Origin of the sequence: Burkholderia sp. Ax-1724 (assembly GCF_011752995.1) — a bacterium.
In the GTDB taxonomy this organism is placed as follows: domain Bacteria; phylum Pseudomonadota; class Gammaproteobacteria; order Burkholderiales; family Burkholderiaceae; genus Paraburkholderia.
Genome location: NZ_VWWL01000020.1, coordinates 103,513 through 121,658, shown reverse-complemented (window position 1 = coordinate 121,658; position 18,146 = coordinate 103,513). Strand labels below are relative to the sequence as shown.

Sequence of the window (18,146 nt, the reverse complement as noted above, 5' to 3'; positions counted from 1 at the left end):
GGGGTCACGGGCCGGATGGGTGGTGATGCAGTTGGCACCAACGTTGATCCATCCTCGCTCCAGATCCGCACGATGTCCAGCAAACGCCCCTTCTATATAGAGGGGGCGTTTGCGGATCACCGACCGCGCACGGTGATGGTGGTCTGCTTCTTGGTCGGGCCGGTCGGCGTCTTGCTCTCGTGGTACATGTCCACGATCTTCACGGCGTCGAGCAGGCCGCCGAGTCCGACCACGCCGATCGCTTCGCCGACCGCATCGGCCGCGTAGGAACGTGCGACCTCGCCGGCCACCTCGTCAAGGTCGTCGCCCACGGTTTCCGTCGGCGCCTTGCTGGCGAGTTTCGCAGCGGCCACGGGATCGCGCACGTCGCGCGTGATGATGCTCACAACCTGCTCCGGCCCGTCGTCGATGGTTTCCCCGCTCGCCGCGATGCTCGCCTCGGCGACGGGTGCGGGCGCGGGCGCCTCGGGCGGTTCGAGCGCCTGCACGGGGCCGCCGTCGTCGTCCATCGGGTCGGCCACGTCGTCAAGCAGGCCCATCAGGTCGTCGGGATCGCCCGCATCGTCGGACTCGAGACCGCCTTCGGTGCTGGCCGCGGTTTCGGGGGCCGAAGGCTCCGTTTCGGGGGTGGTGTTGGTGTTGGTGTCGGCGGCTTCGGTGTCCGGCGCGGGCTCGTTCGGCTCCGGCGGCTCCGGCGGTTGCGGCGTCGGCGACAGCGGCGCGGTGACGGCCGCCGCCCACGAGGCCGGATCGTTCACCGGCCGCACGATGCGAGCGTCGGTGTCGTGGCCCGGCCAGGACAACCGCAACGCGTCCTTGCCCATCGACAAGATCGCGCGCACCCGGAACCCGGCCGGTTCCCGCCACGTCGGTACGTCGTACGGGCCGATCACCTCGGGGTCGGACAGTTCGTGCGTCGCGACGGTCAAGCGGGTTTCTTCGTTCCGGCTACTGGTTTGACTGGCCTTTTCCCCGGGCGTCGCGCTGGTGCTGGTGTTCGTGACCAGTACCCGCATCCGCCCGATCGCTTCGGACAGTTCGGTGGCCGTGTCGCCGGCCGCGATCTGGCAGATGATCTTGGAACCGATCATCGACAGGATCGTTTTCTTCGTGTCCGTCGAGTAGGTTTCTGCGATCTGGCTCGGGTCTTGGTACCCCAAGATGACGCAGCAGCCCTTGGACCGGCCTTTGTCGATCAACGGCTCGATCTTCAGTTTGCCGGGCGCGGTGAACTCGTCGCAGACGATGAACAGGTGGCGCTTCTTGCTATCCTCCAGGTCCATGATCTGCGGCGTGAGCATGTTGAACAGGGCGGAAATGAACGCCACGGTCAACGGGTTGCCGCTCTTGCCGCGCAGCAGGATGTGGCGCGGGCCTTTCCAGTCGTCGGACGACCATTCCTTGCACGAGAAGCGTGGGCGCTTGTCGTTGGGAACCGTGGTCGGCCAGGCCATCGCCAGGTCGGTCAACAGGGCGGCCCCGTTGGACAGCGTGGACAGCACGCTATCGACCGTCGGCCCCGGGTTCTTCACGTCGTTGTAGGCCAACTCGATGTGCGGGTCGATGGCGACGTACGGTGCGAACAGGTCGGCCAAGCCCTGCTGGCCCAGCCGGCACCGCTGCGACAGTTCGGTGAATCCGTAGCCCTCCCCGCCGTGGGTGTGGTGGAACGTGCGGATCACGCCGACCATGATCTTCTGGCTGGCGACATCGAAAAACTTCCCGTTGCCGTCGCTGGCCGGGAGCAGGCATTGCGCGAACATCTTGGCCGCCGATACGTCGGCCAGGTCTTTCGCGATGTCCCAAATGCCCGAACGGTTGTCCCACGGGTTGAGGATCATCGCGGTCTTGTAAAACGACGTGAAGTCGCCTTTGGCGTCGAGGATGATGCTCTTGGCCCGGTTCTTCACCGCGCCCAGCATCGGGGCGAGCACGATCTGGTCGAGGATGTGCAGCAGGATCATCGTTTTGCCCGACCCGGGCTTGCCGACGATGATCAGGTGCTTGGTCCACCACGTCCGGCTGAACTTGCCGAGCGACGGGCAAACCGACATGTACGGTTTCTTCTTCGGCGGGTGGAGCAGTCGATGGACCGCCGCGACGATCCCTTGGTCGGTGAGTGTGTCCGAGAACGACGGCCCGCTCGTTTCGCGGATCGCTTCGCTCACCGCCGCCTTCCCGTCGAGCAGTCGCGGCCCGCTGATGTACACCATGTTGTGCCACCGCGGGATGATCTGGTCGCGGTAGATGTACGTTGCCATCCCGAGCGGCAGGATCGAGGCAAGCCCGAGCCGGGCCAGCGTCGCCGGGAGGTAGTACGTCCAGAGGTTCGCGAAGTTGTACGCTTCGGCGGCGAAGAAACGACCGTGCGTCACGGCGTGGAACAGCGCGCCGAACGTATCGCCGATCCCGGCGAGCAGGCCGATCCCGCCCACGTCACCGGGACCGGCGAGCCACGCGATGGGCAGCGTGATGAAATAAAACAGCAGACCGGCCAGCGCTTCCTTCAAGGCAACGAAGCGCACCGCGTATTTTTGCGAGGGCGCGATGTTGGGCGGCGGGGCGAACCAATAGACCATGCCGTCGTGGGCTTTCTTGCTCATGATCACGCCTCCGTGGTGTAGGGGGTTTGGCCGTCCGGCGTCCAACTGAAGAGCGAACATGGCTTGTTGGAGCAAGCGTAAATCCGCTTGCCCTCGTGCTCGCCCTTGGTGAACCGCTTGGGTTCCATGTGCCCGACTCCGCATTTCGGGCAGACCGGCTTGGCGGCCTCGACCGGTCCCGCACCGGCCGATTTCTCCGCGGCGGCGGCCATCAGGTTCACGAGTACCTGGTGACGTTGCTGGTCCACCGCGGCGATGTCGCGCTGAAAGTTGCGCAGCGCTTCGGCGAACCCGCGCTGAATGCTGGCGACGGCGGACGCGCCGGTGAGGCGATCGCGGATGGTCTCTCGGTACCACTCGGCGACGGTCATGTTGCTGGCCTCGGCGAGGGCCTTCGCCTGGGCGATCTCCTCGGCGACGAGGCGGATGGTTTGCTTTTCCACGGTGCACTCCTGAACGGACGCCGCGCACGGCGGCTACCCCTTCAGCAATAACTCCAGGCAGTCCTAAAGGCAAACGTCCACGAGCGGCACCACGACATGACAAACGAATAAAAATGAGCGGCTGCGGCAAACCATTGCCAGGCATGGCGTTCAGCAGATTTCCCGATGTTGTCGAGCGGCTTTGGCGTTGAAAAACGTGTACTCAAAGCCGCTCCCCGCAAAGCCTTGCTGCACATAGCGCGCCGCAGGCGCATGGCCGCGTCGCAGACGCGGAACGGGTACCGCGCGGAGCGCTGTATGTGCTGTGGGAGTCTTCGCAGTTGCTTCAACCGACCCGCCTCACGCATCAACCCACGATTGTCGCTGGTGACGGTGTTGCTTTGTCGCTGGTGACGGGATCGCCTTTGACCGTCGCCAGTCCTGGTTGTCGCTGGTGACGCCGTTGGTTTGTTGCTGGTGACGGTGTTGCAGTCGGGGTTGCTTGTCGCTGGTGACGGTGTGGTGCTGGTCGCCCGCTGGTGGTCCGCTTCCCGTCGTCGTCGTGCCTCGCTTGATCGCCGTTCATCACCTGTTGCAACCCGCCGATCGTCATCACCTGTTGCCCTCTCAATCACCTGTTGCAATGCTCGCCCTCTACCGCCGATCGACGCGCAACGCCACCTGTTGCAATCCCCGCGTTGATGCTGGATCGCCACCTGTTGCACACGAGGTCGAACGCGAGCGCATCACCGCAACGCCACCTGTTGCAATGCTTCGCTGGCCGCTCGTCGCCACCTGTTGCTCAACGGACTCGAGCGGTGGATGAACCGATCGGCACGCGAGCCCGCGACCAGGTTTCGGGCACCCTGTGAGCGTGCGGCGTCGCAAGCAACAAAACGGCGAAAAGCGGCGTTTTCAGCGGGTCGTCATGTGCCCGCGTCGGCCCTGTGAAAACCAGACGTTGTTATGGACTATTTATCAATAAGTCGGGGTGCGTGCTGGCCGGACGGTCGAGCGTCGCCGCGACGAAAAAAGTTAGTGTCACCTGTTGCTATCCGTGATTGCTGGAGGTAGTACATGGTCATCAGCGCTTTTTCTGCGCTCAACGTTCGAGCCCGTGATCCACGGGCTCTTTGCATTTCTGGGGGATGAACATGGCAACGACTTCGCGCGAACGCATGGCTGCCTGCCGAAGCAAGTGGAAAGGCGTGCGGGCGTACCTTGGGCAATCGGTCCTGAAGTCGGTGTACGTCGATGCGGCGAAGAACCTCGACCCGACGGAACCGGACGGCGTGGTGGCGTTCAGTCGCCTGGAGAAAGCCAACGCGCAGCATTCGGCGGCGTTCCGTGCGTCGGCCGGTGCGGCCGAGGCCGCGACGCTGAACGTGTACATCGGCGCGGCCCTCGATCACTTCAACAAAGCGCCGGTGAAGGATCGCGTGAGAGCCATCGCCGCCTACATGCGTGCGTTCCACGCCGAGCAAAGCCAGCGCGACGCGGTGGCGGTTCCCGCCACCGCGTCGATCGAGGCGCACAAAGAACCGCAGGCGCCCGATGCGGCGCGCGACGGTTCGCCGTTCGACTTCAATAGCCTGAACGAACCCGACGAGGTGTCGTCATGATCAGCCCCGGTACCGTGCGTTCCCGCGAGTCGCGCAAGCGGCGCGAGCCGACCCGTCAAGCCGTGGGAACGGCGATCGTTCGCAAAGTGTACGACGACGTGAAGCGGTGCCGTGTCGATCACGCGGTCTGGGTCGAGAAAAGCAACGGCTTGACCGGCCCGGAGCAAGCGACGGCCTCGGCCCGCATCGCGGATCACCTTGGCGCTGCTCTGCTCGCCTGGTTGTCCTTACCGGACCGTGAACGCGTGCTGTACCTGAAGCGCTACATGCGGCTCGCCCGCGCCCCTGCTTGACCAACCTGTTGTTCAACCTTCTGGAGAACCTTCATGATCACCGTCCACACCAAACAACCCACGTACCTCACCAGCACGCCGGCCGTCGATCAGGCGCTCGACACGTTCCTGGCGCGCGTGGGCGCGTTGTGGAAAACGCCGTTGTTCCTCGACGCCGAACCCGAGCCGGAGCATCCGCACGTCCACGTCGTGCTGCTCAACCCGGTTCCGCCGGCTGCGTACCGCCGTCGGTTCGAGGCGTTCGAGCGCGGGCCGGTTCAGCGGAGCCGCGTGCGGCGCTGGGGCTTGCTGCAGGAACCGGCCGCGCCGGTGGTCCGTGCCCGCAAACGCCTTTGATCCTGGAGATCGTCATGAAAGAAGCCCGAACCGTGTTCAAGGGAGTCCGTTTCTCTGCGAGCGAGGCGGCGATCGTTCAGCGAGCGGCGGACGCCGCCGGCCAAACCTTGGCGGCGTACGTCCACGATGCGGCCTTGCGCGAGAGCAACGCTCACGCCGAGACCGAGCGCCTGATGGAGCAGCAACGTGCCTTGTACGAGGAGGTTGTCGCGTCGATGGAGCGGCGGGTCGTCGGCGCATCGGCGAAAGTCTTGGACGATGCGCTGGCTGATATGACGAAGCGAATGGCCGACGCGCAGGCGCGGGCCACGGCGGACATGCTCGACGACCTCGGCGTCCGTATCTCCTCCATACAAAACCACGTCTTCATCATCGCCGACCAGCAGCAAGGCTTGGTCAATGCGTTGACGGCTCCGGCGACGCCGGCCGCATCGGCCGAGCCGACCGGGCCGATCTGCCCGGTGTGCGGTCACGGGCATATGGTCGAGAAAATCTCCACCAAGCCCGAGACCGCGGGCAAGCCGTTTTACGCTTGCTCGGCCTTCCCGGCCTGCAAGCACTCGTCCTGGTCGCCGGACGGCTTCTGATGCCTCGGCTGTAGCGGTGGCTTGTCCCTGTTCCGACCCAGTGTCCGCCTCACGGCGGGTCGGGTCGGTACAAGGGGGCCGTGTCGGCGCCCACACCTCGGAGAACGCACCATGTCCATCCCGCTCAACTTCAAGAAGCCCACTCAACCCACTCAACCGGCGGCCACCGCGCCGGTCGCTGAACCGCCGACCCTGCAGGACCGCACCGCGTCCGCGGTGGCGTTGAACGCGGCCGTGCAAGCGTTCAACGCCGAAACCATCCCGGTGCTCGATCGCCTCACCGCGTCGATCGACCGGCTGAACGCGGCCTCGCGTGAGCGCGAGGAGGCGTACGCGTCCATCGACGACGATGAAACCGCCTCGTTCCTGCTCCGATGGGCTCGGGAAGAGCGCGAGGCGCGGGCGTCTCGCATGGTGGAAACGGCCGCGCGGCTTCACCGTGACCTTCTGGCGAACAAGCCTGTGCGGCTCGACGCCGACGGCCTCCGTACGTTGGCGGACCTGGCGGTGACGCTGAACCAGGCGGTCATGCTGAACCAGGCACTCGCGCGGATGGGCGCCAGCGGGTCGGCCGGTGCGTGAGCGCCGGTGCGTTTTCGCGAAGCGCACGGAAAGACCTTGGGCCGCTCATGCGGTCCATGTCGTTGTTACTGGCACGCCTCGCGAAACCATCCGGGCCGGTGGCCCGATCCGCTTACGCCCGTTGTCGCCTGGGAGCCCCAACTATTTTTGCGGTACGTCCCTGTACCGGCTTGCTTTAGTTCGTACTCGAGGTAGCCTGGCTCTATGCGTTGGCACCAACGCGCAACCTTCCCGGAGTTCCGTTCCCATGCCCACACGTCCGCTTTCGCCCTCAACGCTGCGCTGGCACGCCTGGCTGAACCGCCACGCGGCAGACCGCGTGCGTCTCGGGTCGATGTCCATGCTGCGAAGCGTTGTGGCGACGGCCGACCGCGAGCGCGAGCACATCGGGGTTTCGCGCACGGCTTACATCGCTGCGGGCCTGCTTGCGATGGAAAGCCTCACGCCCCTCGAGCGCGAGGCGTTCGTTCGCCGTTACCTCGAGATGGTCGGAGCATGACATGACCCTGCGCGTCCGGTTCAGCGTTCGTCCGTGGGAGCGCCGCAAGGAGCGCGCCAAGCGGATGCGGGCCGAAGCCCGCGCCGCGCTGCGCCGGAACGCGATCGCGTTTCGATGCAGCGTCTCCGCCTCGGCCGCCTCGCTGGTCGTGACCATCGGCGGCGTCGCAACGCTCGCCGTCACGGACCAAGCCTCCACCGCGCTGTTGACGTTTGCGGCCGTCGAGTCTTCCCTCGCGGTCGTGTCGATCGTGGCGGCGGTGTACCTGAATCAGCAGTCGCACGAGCGTGCTGCAGACCTCCGATCGGCCGAGGCGTACCTGGCCCGGATGCGCGCGACGCTCAAAGAGATGGAACACAAGAGCCTGTACGAAACCGCCGATTAGTCCTTAACCCCTTCTCCGGGAGATTGCACCATGCACGACCTCAACCCTGTTCCGCCGCCGCTCACGTCCGTCGCCGTGTTCTTCACCCTGCTGGGCATTTTCGTCGGTTCGTCGGTCCTCGCCACCATCGCCGGATGGGTGCGCCACCCGAACGCCGTGCTCGCCCTCATCACCGGCCTGTTCGTGCTCGCGATGGTCTGGATGGTGTATTTGTGCTGGCCGTTTCTGCGCAAGCCCAAGCCCACGCAAACCCGAACCGAAGGGAGCACGTCATGATCCGCAACCCCATGAACCTGGCCCGCGCTCGCGGCGTGGACCTTCGCGGCGTCGCCATTGCGGTGCTGCTCTCCGCGGCCGTCGCTCTGCTCGCCGTCGATGTCGTGCTGCTGGCCTGGCACAACCTTCTGCCCGGTCTGTTCGCGCTGGCCGGTCTCCCGCTCGTGCTGTGCGCTGCGTCGCTGCTGTCGAGCGACGTGTGGCAAACGAGCGAGGAACGGCTGGACCGGCACCTCGGCCTGTCGTTCCGCGGTGAGCGGCGCCTGGCGTGCGCGAAAGCGTACGCCGACCTCTGGATCGACGACGAGGAGCAGGCATGACGAACACGCGCAAGCAAAAGCAAATGAGCGGTACGGAACGCAAGGCGCGGCAGGATCGCCGGATCAGCCGGGCGGAGCGTCATGCGCGGCAAGAACGGCTGCGGAACGCGCAAGCGAGCGAGGTACGGTCATGAACGGCACAAAAGCCCACAACACGGTCCAGGAACTTCGCTTCGCCGCCATGCTAAAGGCCGTGGAGGCGTCGGTGCGCCTCGGGTTCATCGACGGCTCGGACGACGGCTCGGCCGATGCGACCATGTTGGTCACGGTGTCCGGCGTCGATCACGAGGTGCGGTACCAGCGGTCCAGCGATGGAGCGCTGTCGATCGGGCTGGTCGACTCCTGCGGCCTGCTGCCGTTGTACCGCGCGCTCGCCGCGATGTGCGACGAGCCGGCCCCGGACGATGCGGACCTGCGCGCCTGGTACTACGGTGCGCAACCGCGCCCGGCGCTGGCGATGTCCCCGGCGTACAACTTCGCGAACCTGGTGCGAAAACTCGTCGATTACACGGTGACGGCCGAACTGGCCGTTTGGGTCGAAGAGCGCGAAGCGGCGTCGCACCATGTCGTTCTGCTGCACGTACCGGCCGGTCGCTTCGCCGAGTTCGACGCGATCGCGGCGGACCACGGCCTCGGCCGTGAGGGTGCGTTGCGCCGGTTGATCAACGCGGCGCTGCGCAACCCGTCGTTGCTCGACGAGCACGAGGAGCCGGGGCCGGTGGCGTTCGACGGTCTTGACGTGGGCGAGCCGGCGCCGCCGGTTGAGCCTCCGCCGAACGATCGGCAAGAGGGTTAAGCGCCGGCCTTCGTAAGCGCGGCCACGGCGTCGGACGGTTCGGCACCGCAGGCCCGGCACCAGTCGAGGTAGAAAAGCAGGTCGATGTATCGCTCGCCACGTTCGAGTTTTGAAACGTACGTTTGATCGACCTGAAGACGTTCGGCGAGTTGAACCTGGGTCAAGCCGGCCCCCTTGCGCACACGGCGCAAATGGGTCTGAACGACGGCGTAACGAGGGTGGTGAATCGAGGGAAGCATGGCGACATGCTCCCTGCAACGCAGCAATAGGCCATTCTGGCCTATTTTGGTAACATCTGGCGACTCCAGACGGGTCGCACAACACCACATCACGGGGGTTTCATGATGAGCAACATGCTGAAAACGGTGGCCGCCGCTGCGGCCGTGTCCTTCGCTCTGGCCGCCTGCGGTGGTGGTGGCGGTGGCGGTGGTTCGTCCGGTTCCGGCTCGGGTTCTGGCACGGGCACCGGCACCACGACGACGAGCACGAGCAACGGCCAGGCGCTTCTCGCCGCTTACACGCCTCCGTCCGACATCGCCGGTGACGTTGTGACGAACTACTCCGGGCCGTCGTTCAACTCGTACGTCGGCACCAGCGGGCTGCAATCGGCCTGCTCGGGCTCGACGGTGAGCACGACGGTGGTGGACGCGCCGGACGTGATCGTGTTCTCGGCCGGCGCCAGCGTCAAGGCGCAAGAACTCGCGGCCGACCAGTTCGAGAACCAGGCACTCCCGACCGTTCGCACGGCGCTGGCGCTGCCTGCGACGGGCACGGCGTTCGACGGCCAGAACAAGGTCGTCGTGTGCGTGGACAAGGCCCTCGGTCAAGGCATCGGTGAAACCGGAACGGCGATCACGGGCCAGACGGTGCTCGGGTTGCCCGGCCCGGTCATGCAACTCATGAGCGCCGATAGCCCGAACTTTGACACCCGCTACCCGGGAGCCACGTCGCTCGACGTGCTGGTGCCCTTGACCACGCACGAAAGCACGCACGCGGCGCTGTACTCCCTCATGGAGCCGTTCGGCGGCGGTGAGATTTGGTTTCAAGAAGGTACGGCGCAAACGGTCGCAGGGCAGAGCATCGGCACGAAAACCAGCGTGCTGGCGACCGTCCAGGCCGGCGACGTGCTGGCCGCGTCGAACCCGAACACCGATTTGAACGCGTACGGCGCGTACGAGGCGACGTTGCAGTATTTGACCAGCAGCGCGCCGGGCGGTTTGGGCTATGGCTTGACGAACCTGAAGAACTTCGTCGCCACGTACAGGGCCGACGCGATGGCCCTGTGCGCCCAGCCGATCCCGTCGGGGACGATCCCACCGGCCACGCAAACGACCGGAATGCCCACCGGCCAGTACAACGCCTGCGTGGGCGGTGCGGGCTCGATTTCACCGCAACTGGAAACGGCCTTCGATACGGCGTTCAACGCCACGTTCAAGGACGCTAACGGGTCGCCCCTGCTGCTGCACACCGCGGACGGCGCCAACAGTCTCGAAGCCACGTTGTACCAACGGCTCGACGGCTTCCTGCCCTGAACCGCATCACCTGATTTTTGACGGCTCCGCGAGGGGCCGTTTCTGCATTCAACATCAACGGAGAACACCATGTCGTTCAATCCCACGCACCGCCACACCCAAGGATTCGGCCGCTGCCGTCTCGAACTCGACCCGACGAGCCGGCGATTGCTCGTTAAAACGGGCTGGTTCACCGCACCGCGCATCATTCCGTTCGACCAGGTGCGAACCGTCGAGGTGAGTACATCGAACGGCATGGTCAAGCCGCACATCGTGATCAGCACGACGGACCTCGACCGGCCGCAGCACCGCGTCTACTTCCACACGGGACGAGGCGCGCAGGAGTGGTACAACCGGCTCGGCGCGGCGATGGACATGCGCGGCTTCCGGTGAAGGGTTGTCCACGGCCCTTGCCTGTGGGTATGTCGGCCGCGGCCCTGCCGCACGCAAGAGCCGACATATCCATAGGTCGCGCGCAGCGCGAGGCGGTGGGCAAGCCGCTGAATCGCCACGACGCAGAAAAAGGCCCTTTTTCAGGGCCTTTTTTCATGGTGCCCGTGGCGATGGGAGCCAGCATCGGATGGGCCTCCGGCCCCGGGTTTTTACGCGCCTCCGTGCAAGACAAAACGAGGCGCTTGCGCGCCCCGTCGATCCGCCTGCGGCCTCCGTCGCAAGCGATCAGGCCCGGCCCATCCGTGCGATGTCGAGCATGGCCCGCGTCACGTCGGCGACTTCAGCCAGGCCACGGGCGTCGGCGAGCAAGCGGCGACCGTCGAGGTCGGCCTGCAGCCAGGCGTTATGCCCCTTCATGAACGCCTCGTACAGCACGGGGTATCGGCAAATGAACGGCCACGCGGTCGGGCCTTCGGCGTCCGAGTCGGAATCGTAGTGTTCGTTTTCGATGTGCGGGTTCGCGCCGAACCGCGCGAGCAGTTCGATGATTTCGGGCCACTCGAAATCGTCCCCGTTGCCGTCGCCTTCATCGACCTGCATATCGACCTGCACCATCAACGTTGCGAGCATCGTTCGCCCGAACGCCTGGCGGTTCGGGTCGGCGCCCAGCGTGAGCAGCCAGGAGATGTGCTCCAGCCGGCCGTGCAACACGGCTTTGCGAAGCGGCTGGCCGCTGCCGTTGTGACCGTTCACGTCCGCACCTTCAGCGATCAGCCGGTGAAACGCACCGCCCCAATGCCGGCCGATCGAGCGGCAAAGTTCGCGTTCAAGGCGCCGGCTCTCGGCATCGGTGTGCCGCTTCACGAGCGCGACCGGCCGCGGTTTCTTGGCGGGCTTCACGTCGGCCCAGCGCTGCACCCACGCCTGCACCGCGGGCACGTTGGGCACGTTGTCCGACTCCGCGTCGCCGTCGGTCGGGTCGTCCGGCCCGTCCAGCGCGTCGAAGAGGTCGCCGAACTCGGGGCCGATCTCGCGCCGCTGCTCGTAAGCCGCGATCGCTTCGTGATCGTCGGCGTCGATGTACAGCGGGGCCGGGCCGACGCTCCACGTCATTTCTTCGCGAAGTGCGTCGAGCCTCTCTTCTTCGATCCGCGCGAAGTGACGCCGCGTGTACGCTCGCTCCTCGCCTTCCCGCTTCTGTTGCACGTCACTGCGCCACACCATCGCGTCCTGCAGCACGCTCTCCATGCGCTCGCGATGCCGGTTCCAACGCTTGCAGATCAGCACAACGATCGTGAGCATCAGGGCCACCGTGGTCACGACCACCGGCAGGATCAGCCATTTTGAAAGCGACGGTTCGATGCAATCGAGGCCGGCGAGCACCGCGACCTCGGCGACCGCACCGACCAATAGCCACGTCGCCGCGCGGCGGCCGTGGCGCATCGCCCGGTCGGTGAAACGGTCAAGCGCGATGTCTGAGTCGAGCGCGTGGTCCTCGTCGTCGTCCAGGTCGTCGTCGTCCTCGTCGTACGCTTCGTCGTTGATGGTGTTCATGGGTGGTCTCCGATGTTCAGTGCGCCGCGCCTGCTGGCGCGAGCGTGAGGTTCAGAAGCCCGTCGGGCGACGGGGTGCGTCGGGCGATGGCCGCGGCCTTGAACGCGGCCACGCGGTCGAGCCGGTCGCGCATCACCGCCGGGTCGAGGGCGCCGGATTGCAACGCGGCGAGGATCAGCGGGATCGCTTCATCGACCTGGCGCGGTTGTGGCAGCAGGATCACGTCGGCGCCAGCCTGCAACGCCTGCACGACGGCCTGCGGGCGGTTCGAGATTTCCCACAACGCGTCGGTCATGACGAGGCCGTGAAAGCCGGCCGCGCGCAAGCGCTGGACGTACACCGGGTCGAGCACCGCGGGCAACGGCGACACGCCGGGGTAGACGCGGTTGCTCATCATCACGATCGGGGCCGCGTTCACGGGGAACGCATCGGCCATGCGCCACACGTCCGCCGCCGGACCGGGGCAGTTTTCGACCTCGTGGCTGCCCTTGCGAAGTTGATAGCCCGGCAGCGAGGCCACGGGCTTGCACGAGGCGAGTTTGCCCGGGTAGTGCTTCATCACCGGGGCGATGCCGGACTCGGTCATGGCCTGCGCGAAGCGAGCGGCGATCGTCGCGGCCTGCTGCGGGTCGTTGCTGTAACTGCGCTGCGCGTCCTGCACCTCCGCCACCGGCGCGTTGTCGATGTCCACACAACTGTTCGCCAGAGCGTCGCCGGCCCGCTTCACTTGCGCCGTGAACTCGCCGGCCGTCATGCGGGGTACGTCCCACGGTGCGGGCGGTGCTTCCACGTTCTTCAGGTCGCGCACGATGCCGCCCTCTTGATCCGTGAGGATCAGGGCGGACGGATGGGCTTTGCGCAGGTCGCACGCGATGGTGGGTCGTGCGTCGAACTGGTTGCGGATCAGCAGCGCGCCGAACTCGTTCGTGAGCGGCGGGTTCTCGACGACGAACAACGAACGCAGGTCGTCGGGCGTCGGCAACGGTGCGGCGTGGGCCAGCATGGGCGCTGCGAGCAGTGCCGCGGCGATGGTTTTGAGAACTCGGCGCATGGTCAAGCCTTGAGGTGCGCGAAGAGGCGTTTTTGCGCCGCGCGGTTGCCCGCGCTCGCGGAGCGGATCAGGTTGTGCCGGGCGCGCTGCATCAGGCGGTCCACCTCGCCCGGCGCTTGCGCACGGTCTGCGGCTTCTTCGGCGGCCAGGCCGGCGAGGAAAAACGCCTGCACCGGGTGCCCGTCGAGCGCCAGCGCTTCAAACCGGTTGAGCGCCGCGATCGGGTCGGTTTGCAACGCGTCGATCGCCGCCCACAACCGGGGCTCGTAAGGCGTTGCGCGGGCTCGGTTCCATTGCTCGGCGTTCTCGTGGTCCGGCTCAACGTCCGGGTCGTTGTTGTCCGTCCAGAACGCTGCGGTGCGGTACGCGAGCGCGAGGCGGGCCAGCGACCGAGCACTCCGCTCGTCGGAACGCGCGCTCGCGTCGGCGGAGAGTTCGTAGAGCACGGTGTCGAGCAGCAGCGCCGAACCGCCGTGCCCAAGGCTCGCGGCTTTGGCGAGCAGCGGGACGGCGATGGCATGGTCGCGCGGCGGTGCGCCGGCCGTGCCGAACCATGCGGCGAAACCGGCGGCGAACGGCTCGAACCAGGGCTGGTTTTCGTGCGGGTTTTGCATGGCGGACTCCATCAGAGGCGCTGGGCCAGTTGTTCGACCGTGCCGGCCGCGACGCCCAGCATCGGGTTGTTCAGCAGCATCGCCGCCACGCGGGCGCGGATCGCCACGTCGATCAACCGTTGCTTGGCGTCGGTGCGCTGCACGGTTTCCAGCGACGCGCGGGCGGTGCTGATTTGGTCGAGCATCCAGGCGCGCACGTCGGGTTGCTGGGCCGTGCGGGCCTCCAGCGTTTGCACGTTGTCGAGCGCGCGGCGTGCGGTCATCGTCTCGTCCAGCGTGAGCGGCCCGGCGTGGGCCAGGTTGCACGCGAGCGCGACGACGACGGCGAGAAGGAAGCGGGCTTGCATGTCATACCTCCGTGGGCGCGAGGCCGTCGAGCGTGGCCTGCCAGGCGGGCGACAGGTCCGACGGTTCCACGTCGGCGGCGAGGCTCAACGTGCGGGCCGGGTCGCGGTACGCCCGTTGCTGGGCCGCGAGGAGCGCTTTCGCGTCGGCTTGTGCGGCGTCCCATGCGGCGAGCATGTCGCGCAAGCCGGGCGTGAGCGTTCGAGCCTTGCGTTGCGCAAGGATGTGCGCGCGGACTTGCTTGTTCCGCTCCGACACCCAAGGCCGCGTTGGGCGCTTGCTTCCCGTTTTCGTTTTGACTTTGCGAGGGCTGGTTTGCATGACGGGCCTCACGGGGTGGTCTTGCGGTTGCGAGCGGCCGTGCGCTCGATCGCGGCGGCGGCGAGGTTGAACTGCGAGCGTTTTGCGAGGTAGAACCGTGCCGCAACGCCGATGCTCACCGCGGCGACGATCAGGTGCCCCGGCGCCTGGTCGGCCGGTCCGCGCAGCGCGTCGGCGACTTGCCACGCACCGATCGACGCCATGACGATGAAGAGGCCGAGTCGGACGTGACGGACGATCTGGGCGATTTCGGGAAGGTTCATGATGCGCATGGCGGGCCTCACTTCGTCGTGTCCGGGGGGAGCAGTTGCACGTCGGCGTTGCCGAGTACGGAGCGCGTGAAGCCGAACGGATTCGGAAGCCAATCGCTCGGGCGGCGCAGCAGTTCGAGCGGTCGGCCCTCGGTCGCACGTTGACGCATCAGATTTGCGCGGAACGAACCGCTGAACCAAACGGCGCCGGTGAACGCGGCGACGCCCAGCCGGCCGAGCAGGTTGGTCCAGTGACCGTCGCTGGCCTCGATCACGCCGAACGCGAGGTTGAGGGAGAATGCGATCGCGCCGATGTGCGCGACGGCGGTCTGCATCAGGTAAGCGCGGTTCGCCGTCCGCTCTGTGAGGTGATGGTCGAGGTCGTGCATCGTTGGTCTCCAATGGGTGGTTGAGCGTTGGCACAAACGCTATGAACCCAGGCTACCTCGAGCACCGGCTTTAGCAAGGGCTTGGCGGCCCGAAAACGGCCGTTTTCCCCAGAAAAGCCGTGTTTTTTGAGGGTGGGCGGTAGCGGATCGCCAGCGCGGAACGCGCCCGTTTGAAGGTGTTGGTGTAGGCGCTGGCGATGGTTGTACGCGCACCCATGCAAAAAGAATGGGGCGCTTGCGCGCCCCTTGGTCGATCCGCCTTCGGCCCGTTACCGCGGGGTCGTGTTGCTGCTGGCGTCCTTCTCGGCGGTCGGTGCGCCGCCGGCCTCCGGCTTTTCAGCCTCGGCTTTGCGCTCGCCCGGATCGACCAGGCGATCACGCGCCTCGCTCATGCGTTGCCGCGCCGCGTCGAGCGATTGAGCCAGGCCCTTGCCTTGCGCCGCATCGCCCGTTTCGGGCTTCGTGCCGGTCGTACCATCCGTCCGGCTCGTGCTCGTGCCCGTGTCGGTCGAGCCCGTCGTACCGGTCGTGCTGGTCGTGCTGGTCGTTCCGCCCGGCTGGCCGGTACCGTTCGGCTTGGCACCACCGGCCGCGGCTTTCGCGTCCTTCAGCGTCGTAGGCTCGGGGGGCAGGTCGCCACGACCGCCACCCGCCGGCGTGCGCTTCCCAGGTTCCGTGACGTGGGCCCAGCCGCCCCGCTCACGGCCCTCGCCAACATCGCGCTCACGCTCCTTCTTCGCGCCAGCGAGTTTGTCGCGCAAGGCGCCCATGCCCTTCGCCGCACCCGTGGCGGCCGAGCCGAGCGCCCCGCCTGCCGCTGCGGCCCCGGCCGAACTGGCTGCGCCAGTACCGCGGTTCATGTCTTCGACGTGGCCGCCCAGCACGGCGCCATGCCCACCGCCCAGCCAGTCGAGAACGTTGTCCGGCACCGACGTGATCAACTTCAGGCAGTGCCGCACGCAATAGACCAGAAACGCCATGAACAGGATCGCACCCGCGATCATGCGCATCAGTTCGAACAAACCGCCGCCACCGCCGCTCGTCGCGCCAAAGGCCACGCCGAACATCGTGTTGGCAAACAACCCGATCGGCCCCATCAGGACGTAAGCCGCGCACACACCGATGGTCATCAAGGCCGGGCGAAGGGACAGGCTCAAGATCATCATCAAGCCTTGCTTTTGCGAGCCGATGCCGTCGGAGCCGTGATTCGGAGAGAGGAACGAGACCATCCACAAGGGCGCCGCGACCAGCGACTCGAACAGCATGACGAGCCAGCCGAAGGCCGCGAGGGCGACGGCGAAGAACGGCATCATAGGCAGCACGAAGCAGAGTACGAACCCGGGCGCGAGAAAGAGCGACGCGATGAGCGTGAACAGGCCCCCGACCAGCGAGGCCAAGGCGACCACAATCTGGCCGACGGCCGGGACGGCGGCCAGCCCCATCAGCGTCGCAGCAGCGGTGCCAGCGTCTTGCACGGCGGTGAACAGCCCTTGCCCTACGTCGTACGCGCGCATCATCGGGTCTTCGTTTGGGTCCGTGGTGAGCGTGAATCCGTGGCCCGCGAACACGTTGACGATCTTTGCGAACTTGTCGTCACCACCGCCACCGCCGGACTTGGCTGCGGCCTGCGTGTCCGCCGCGTCGAGAAGTGCCTTCGCGTGCTTCACGTCCGAGTCGGTCTGGTTGTCGAAAATGCCCAGCCAGCCCACCTTGCCGGCGGTCATCCCGTCCACCGCCGTCGGCACGTTCGAGACCGACGCGTTCACGTCCGACTTAGCGCGAGCCAGCGCCGCCCACTCGGCGCCCGAGACCACAAACCCGTCGGCGGCCAAGTTAACGGCCAGGTTACCGCTGCCCATCGCCGCGGTGAACGCCGCATTGGCCTTCGCGTTGACCGAGGATTCGTACGCCTTCACGGCGGCGTCGATCGCCGCGTTGACCGTTGCCGGGGGGAGCGCGCCGTTGCCCGCGGTGCCCACCATCTGCTTGGCGAGGTTGTCTGCAGCGACCTGCATGGTTTTCAGCGCATCGACGTGCGCCGACTCGATCGCGCCCGTAGCAGGCGCCGCGTTGAGCCAAGCCGTGGCGGTCTGCAGCCCGGCCGCGTCGGTGCTGGCGTTCACCGCGTTGGCCGTGGTGCCCTTGAGCGTGGCGGTCACGGTGCCGCACGCGGCGTACGTCGAACCGTCACCGGTCCGGCCGAAGTTGTAGCCGACCGTTCCCGCACCGTTGGCGTCGAGGTTGCTGAACCAGGTCGCGCCCACCGCCGACGAAATGTCTTGGCCGTTGTTCAACGCGGCGATCGTGGCTTGATCGTCCGCGGGTGCGCTGGCGTACGTGCCGCGCACGCTCTCGTAGCACACGTTGCTCAACACCAGCGACTCAAACAGCGATCGCGCCTTCACGTCGAGCACCGGGCTCGTGTAGGTCGCGGTCTGCTGCGTCCAGTTCGACAGGTACGTACTCCAGACCGTATCGGCGAGGCCGATGCCGTTCGTCGCGAGCCAGAGAACAATCAACTGGATAAGGCAAAACCCGCCCTTCACCGGCAAGATGCCCGCGAAGCCGATCATCGTGCGGATCGGTACCCACATCGAACTCCACATTTTTCCCAGCATTTCACCGTCGTGTGCGGTGGCTACGGTGCCAGCGACCATGACGTACGCTGCGAGCAGGCCGCCGAGAAACATCAACGCGCCGTTCAACACGGCGAAAAGTGGGCTGAACGGGCTGGCCGACGCGTCCGAACCGGCGCCGAGCAGCGGCATGACGTGGACCATCACCCAATCCGTGCTGGGCGGGGTGAAAAGGTCCACTGCGTGCGCGTTGCCGCTGAACAGCAACGCAAACAGGGCGAGCGGCCCGGCGAGGGTCTTGAAAAGTCGGCGCATGGAATGGCCTCGGGCGAGTTGTTAAAGAGCGGGTGGTGCCGGTTGAGCAGTTGGCACCAACACCAGGCTAACTCGAGCCACGCGCGGGTCAAGCGCAGAACGGGG

24 protein-coding genes are annotated in these 18,146 nt (G+C 66.4%); 13 read left to right on the top strand and 11 right to left on the bottom strand.

The window, feature by feature from the left end:
* Positions 1-116 precede the first annotated feature (116 nt).
* Both F3J19_RS23380 and F3J19_RS23375 read right to left on the bottom strand, forming a co-directional pair.
* Positions 117-2,603, bottom strand: a complete 2,487-nt coding sequence (locus F3J19_RS23380) for a type IV secretion system DNA-binding domain-containing protein (protein WP_167046733.1) — start codon at positions 2,601-2,603, stop codon at positions 117-119.
* Positions 2,604-2,605: 2 nt separating this feature from the next.
* Positions 2,606-3,046, bottom strand: coding sequence for a hypothetical protein (locus tag F3J19_RS23375; protein WP_167046718.1), 441 nt, complete (start codon positions 3,044-3,046; stop codon positions 2,606-2,608).
* A gap of 1,133 nt (positions 3,047-4,179) precedes the next feature.
* Here F3J19_RS23375 and F3J19_RS23370 point away from each other — a divergent pair.
* From F3J19_RS23370 to F3J19_RS23320, 11 genes are all read left to right on the top strand, one after another.
* Positions 4,180-4,647: a hypothetical protein gene (locus F3J19_RS23370; protein ID WP_167046715.1), complete on the top strand. Its 468-nt coding sequence runs from the start codon at positions 4,180-4,182 to the stop codon at positions 4,645-4,647.
* The gene (locus tag F3J19_RS23365) at positions 4,644-4,940 is read left to right on the top strand and encodes a hypothetical protein (protein WP_167046712.1); all 297 of its coding nucleotides are present in this window, start codon (positions 4,644-4,646) and stop codon (positions 4,938-4,940) included. The genes F3J19_RS23370 and F3J19_RS23365 overlap by 4 nt, the downstream gene beginning before the upstream one ends.
* A gap of 33 nt (positions 4,941-4,973) precedes the next feature.
* Positions 4,974-5,276 carry a hypothetical protein gene (locus F3J19_RS23360; protein ID WP_167046709.1) on the top strand — a complete coding sequence of 101 codons (303 nt, stop codon included), beginning with the start codon at positions 4,974-4,976 and terminating at the stop codon, positions 5,274-5,276.
* 14 nt (positions 5,277-5,290) lie between these two features.
* A complete protein-coding gene (locus tag F3J19_RS23355; protein WP_167046707.1) occupies positions 5,291-5,863 on the top strand; it encodes a topoisomerase DNA-binding C4 zinc finger domain-containing protein in 573 nt (190 codons plus the stop codon).
* A 111-nt stretch (positions 5,864-5,974) separates the two neighbouring features.
* On the top strand, positions 5,975-6,445 hold the full coding sequence (locus tag F3J19_RS23350) for a hypothetical protein (RefSeq protein ID WP_167046704.1): 471 nt from the start codon (positions 5,975-5,977) through the stop codon (positions 6,443-6,445).
* A gap of 247 nt (positions 6,446-6,692) precedes the next feature.
* The gene (locus F3J19_RS23345; RefSeq protein WP_167046701.1) at positions 6,693-6,944 is read left to right on the top strand and encodes a hypothetical protein; all 252 of its coding nucleotides are present in this window, start codon (positions 6,693-6,695) and stop codon (positions 6,942-6,944) included.
* Position 6,945: 1 nt separating this feature from the next.
* Positions 6,946-7,329: a hypothetical protein gene (locus F3J19_RS23340; protein ID WP_167046698.1), complete on the top strand. Its 384-nt coding sequence runs from the start codon at positions 6,946-6,948 to the stop codon at positions 7,327-7,329.
* Positions 7,330-7,359: 30 nt separating this feature from the next.
* On the top strand, positions 7,360-7,605 hold the full coding sequence (locus F3J19_RS23335; protein WP_131753335.1) for a hypothetical protein: 246 nt from the start codon (positions 7,360-7,362) through the stop codon (positions 7,603-7,605).
* Positions 7,602-7,925, top strand: a complete 324-nt coding sequence (locus tag F3J19_RS23330) for a hypothetical protein (protein ID WP_167046695.1) — start codon at positions 7,602-7,604, stop codon at positions 7,923-7,925. The genes F3J19_RS23335 and F3J19_RS23330 overlap by 4 nt, the downstream gene beginning before the upstream one ends.
* Complete coding sequence (locus F3J19_RS23325) at positions 7,922-8,059, top strand: hypothetical protein (RefSeq protein WP_167046692.1); 138 nt, start codon at positions 7,922-7,924, stop codon at positions 8,057-8,059. The genes F3J19_RS23330 and F3J19_RS23325 overlap by 4 nt, the downstream gene beginning before the upstream one ends.
* Entirely contained in the window at positions 8,056-8,721 is a 666-nt protein-coding gene (locus F3J19_RS23320; protein WP_167046689.1) for a hypothetical protein, read from the top strand. Before F3J19_RS23325 ends, F3J19_RS23320 begins: the two co-directional genes overlap by 4 nt.
* Here the strand turns inward: F3J19_RS23320 and F3J19_RS23315 are convergent.
* On the bottom strand, positions 8,718-8,960 hold the full coding sequence (locus tag F3J19_RS23315) for a helix-turn-helix transcriptional regulator (RefSeq protein WP_020379619.1): 243 nt from the start codon (positions 8,958-8,960) through the stop codon (positions 8,718-8,720). The two genes, F3J19_RS23320 and F3J19_RS23315, sit on opposite strands and share 4 nt — an antisense overlap.
* 102 nt (positions 8,961-9,062) lie before the next feature.
* Between F3J19_RS23315 and F3J19_RS23310 the strand changes: the two genes are divergently transcribed.
* Positions 9,063-10,253, top strand: coding sequence for a hypothetical protein (locus F3J19_RS23310; protein ID WP_205193174.1), 1,191 nt, complete (start codon positions 9,063-9,065; stop codon positions 10,251-10,253).
* Positions 10,254-10,322: 69 nt separating this feature from the next.
* Positions 10,323-10,625, top strand: coding sequence for a hypothetical protein (locus F3J19_RS23305; RefSeq protein WP_167046686.1), 303 nt, complete (start codon positions 10,323-10,325; stop codon positions 10,623-10,625).
* Positions 10,626-10,910: 285 nt separating this feature from the next.
* On the opposite strand, the gene F3J19_RS23300 is transcribed toward F3J19_RS23305, so the two are convergent.
* The 8 genes from F3J19_RS23300 to F3J19_RS23265 all read right to left on the bottom strand — a co-directional run bounded on the left by F3J19_RS23300 (position 10,911) and on the right by F3J19_RS23265 (position 18,041).
* On the bottom strand, positions 10,911-12,179 hold the full coding sequence (locus F3J19_RS23300; protein ID WP_167046684.1) for a hypothetical protein: 1,269 nt from the start codon (positions 12,177-12,179) through the stop codon (positions 10,911-10,913).
* A 16-nt stretch (positions 12,180-12,195) separates the two neighbouring features.
* Positions 12,196-13,230, bottom strand: a complete 1,035-nt coding sequence (locus tag F3J19_RS23295; RefSeq protein ID WP_167046681.1) for a glycoside hydrolase family 3 N-terminal domain-containing protein — start codon at positions 13,228-13,230, stop codon at positions 12,196-12,198.
* Between the two features lie 2 nt (positions 13,231-13,232).
* Positions 13,233-13,844, bottom strand: coding sequence for a hypothetical protein (locus F3J19_RS23290; RefSeq protein WP_167046678.1), 612 nt, complete (start codon positions 13,842-13,844; stop codon positions 13,233-13,235).
* Positions 13,845-13,855: 11 nt separating this feature from the next.
* Positions 13,856-14,191 (bottom strand): hypothetical protein, encoded by a 336-nt coding sequence (locus F3J19_RS23285; protein ID WP_167046675.1) that lies wholly within the window; start codon positions 14,189-14,191, stop codon positions 13,856-13,858.
* Position 14,192: 1 nt separating this feature from the next.
* Positions 14,193-14,447 carry a hypothetical protein gene (locus tag F3J19_RS23280; RefSeq protein ID WP_167046672.1) on the bottom strand — a complete coding sequence of 85 codons (255 nt, stop codon included), beginning with the start codon at positions 14,445-14,447 and terminating at the stop codon, positions 14,193-14,195.
* 71 nt (positions 14,448-14,518) lie between these two features.
* The gene (locus tag F3J19_RS23275; protein WP_167046669.1) at positions 14,519-14,782 is read right to left on the bottom strand and encodes a hypothetical protein; all 264 of its coding nucleotides are present in this window, start codon (positions 14,780-14,782) and stop codon (positions 14,519-14,521) included.
* Between the two features lie 8 nt (positions 14,783-14,790).
* Positions 14,791-15,150 (bottom strand): hypothetical protein, encoded by a 360-nt coding sequence (locus F3J19_RS23270; RefSeq protein ID WP_167046666.1) that lies wholly within the window; start codon positions 15,148-15,150, stop codon positions 14,791-14,793.
* Positions 15,151-15,419: 269 nt separating this feature from the next.
* Positions 15,420-18,041 carry a DotA/TraY family protein gene (locus tag F3J19_RS23265; protein WP_167046663.1) on the bottom strand — a complete coding sequence of 874 codons (2,622 nt, stop codon included), beginning with the start codon at positions 18,039-18,041 and terminating at the stop codon, positions 15,420-15,422.
* Between the last annotated feature and the right edge of the window lie 105 nt (positions 18,042-18,146).

Coding starts and splice junctions, on each gene's coding strand:
- F3J19_RS23380 (WP_167046733.1), bottom strand. CDS start 2,603: ATGAGCAAGAAAGCCCACGACGGCATGGTCTATTGGTTCGCCCCGCCG.
- F3J19_RS23370 (WP_167046715.1), top strand. CDS start 4,180: ATGGCAACGACTTCGCGCGAACGCATGGCTGCCTGCCGAAGCAAGTGG.
- F3J19_RS23365 (WP_167046712.1), top strand. CDS start 4,644: ATGATCAGCCCCGGTACCGTGCGTTCCCGCGAGTCGCGCAAGCGGCGC.
- F3J19_RS23360 (WP_167046709.1), top strand. CDS start 4,974: ATGATCACCGTCCACACCAAACAACCCACGTACCTCACCAGCACGCCG.
- F3J19_RS23355 (WP_167046707.1), top strand. CDS start 5,291: ATGAAAGAAGCCCGAACCGTGTTCAAGGGAGTCCGTTTCTCTGCGAGC.
- F3J19_RS23350 (WP_167046704.1), top strand. CDS start 5,975: ATGTCCATCCCGCTCAACTTCAAGAAGCCCACTCAACCCACTCAACCG.
- F3J19_RS23345 (WP_167046701.1), top strand. CDS start 6,693: ATGCCCACACGTCCGCTTTCGCCCTCAACGCTGCGCTGGCACGCCTGG.
- F3J19_RS23340 (WP_167046698.1), top strand. CDS start 6,946: ATGACCCTGCGCGTCCGGTTCAGCGTTCGTCCGTGGGAGCGCCGCAAG.
- F3J19_RS23335 (WP_131753335.1), top strand. CDS start 7,360: ATGCACGACCTCAACCCTGTTCCGCCGCCGCTCACGTCCGTCGCCGTG.
- F3J19_RS23330 (WP_167046695.1), top strand. CDS start 7,602: ATGATCCGCAACCCCATGAACCTGGCCCGCGCTCGCGGCGTGGACCTT.
- F3J19_RS23325 (WP_167046692.1), top strand. CDS start 7,922: ATGACGAACACGCGCAAGCAAAAGCAAATGAGCGGTACGGAACGCAAG.
- F3J19_RS23320 (WP_167046689.1), top strand. CDS start 8,056: ATGAACGGCACAAAAGCCCACAACACGGTCCAGGAACTTCGCTTCGCC.
- F3J19_RS23315 (WP_020379619.1), bottom strand. CDS start 8,960: ATGCTTCCCTCGATTCACCACCCTCGTTACGCCGTCGTTCAGACCCAT.
- F3J19_RS23310 (WP_205193174.1), top strand. CDS start 9,063: ATGATGAGCAACATGCTGAAAACGGTGGCCGCCGCTGCGGCCGTGTCC.
- F3J19_RS23305 (WP_167046686.1), top strand. CDS start 10,323: ATGTCGTTCAATCCCACGCACCGCCACACCCAAGGATTCGGCCGCTGC.
- F3J19_RS23300 (WP_167046684.1), bottom strand. CDS start 12,179: ATGAACACCATCAACGACGAAGCGTACGACGAGGACGACGACGACCTG.
- F3J19_RS23295 (WP_167046681.1), bottom strand. CDS start 13,230: ATGCGCCGAGTTCTCAAAACCATCGCCGCGGCACTGCTCGCAGCGCCC.
- F3J19_RS23290 (WP_167046678.1), bottom strand. CDS start 13,844: ATGCAAAACCCGCACGAAAACCAGCCCTGGTTCGAGCCGTTCGCCGCC.
- F3J19_RS23285 (WP_167046675.1), bottom strand. CDS start 14,191: ATGCAAGCCCGCTTCCTTCTCGCCGTCGTCGTCGCGCTCGCGTGCAAC.
- F3J19_RS23275 (WP_167046669.1), bottom strand. CDS start 14,782: ATGCGCATCATGAACCTTCCCGAAATCGCCCAGATCGTCCGTCACGTC.
- F3J19_RS23270 (WP_167046666.1), bottom strand. CDS start 15,150: ATGCACGACCTCGACCATCACCTCACAGAGCGGACGGCGAACCGCGCT.
- F3J19_RS23265 (WP_167046663.1), bottom strand. CDS start 18,041: ATGCGCCGACTTTTCAAGACCCTCGCCGGGCCGCTCGCCCTGTTTGCG.